Origin of the sequence: Streptomyces amakusaensis, from assembly GCF_039532665.1 — a bacterium.
Lineage (GTDB): Bacteria > Actinomycetota > Actinomycetes > Streptomycetales > Streptomycetaceae > Streptomyces > Streptomyces amakusaensis.
Genome location: NZ_BAAASB010000094.1, coordinates 1 through 608 on the forward strand (window position 1 = coordinate 1; position 608 = coordinate 608).

Consider the following 608-nt stretch of genomic DNA (forward strand, 5'->3'; position numbering starts at 1 on the left):
AGCATGATCTGGAAGAGGGGGTGCCGGGCGAGGGAGCGTACCGGCTGGAGTTCCTCCACCAGCCGGTCGAACGGCAGATCCTGATGCGCGTAGGCCGCCAGGTCCCAGCGCCGTACCCGCTCCAGCAGCTCACCGAACGACGGATTCCCCGACGTGTCCGTCCGCAGCACCACCGTGTTCACGAAGAACCCGACCAGATCGTCCAGCGCCTCGTCCGAACGCCCCGCCACCACCGTCCCCAACGGCACATCCCCACCCGCGCCGTACCGCGACACCACCGCCGCGACCGCCGCACGCACCACCATGAACAACGTCACATGACGCTCCCGCGCCACCCCCCGCAGCCTCTCCAGCACCCCCGCGTCCACAGCCAGGGAAACCGAACCGCCCCGGTACGACGGCACCACCGGACGCACACGGTCCACCGGCAGCACCACCTCCACCGGCAACCCTCCCAAAGCCTCCCGCCAGAACCGAAGCGAACCCGACACCACACTCCCCGGATCCGACTCCACCCCCAACACACCCGCCTGCCACAACGTGTAATCCACGTACTGCACCGGCAACCCCTCCCACACCGGCACACCACCACCCACCCGCACCCCATA

General features: G+C 68.9%; 1 protein-coding gene. It reads right to left on the reverse strand.

From position 1 onward, the window contains the following. Positions 1 to 602: condensation domain-containing protein (locus ABD371_RS35775; protein WP_344486978.1), on the reverse strand; the 602-nt coding region annotated here is incomplete at its 3' end. Between the last annotated feature and the right edge of the window lie 6 nt (positions 603 to 608).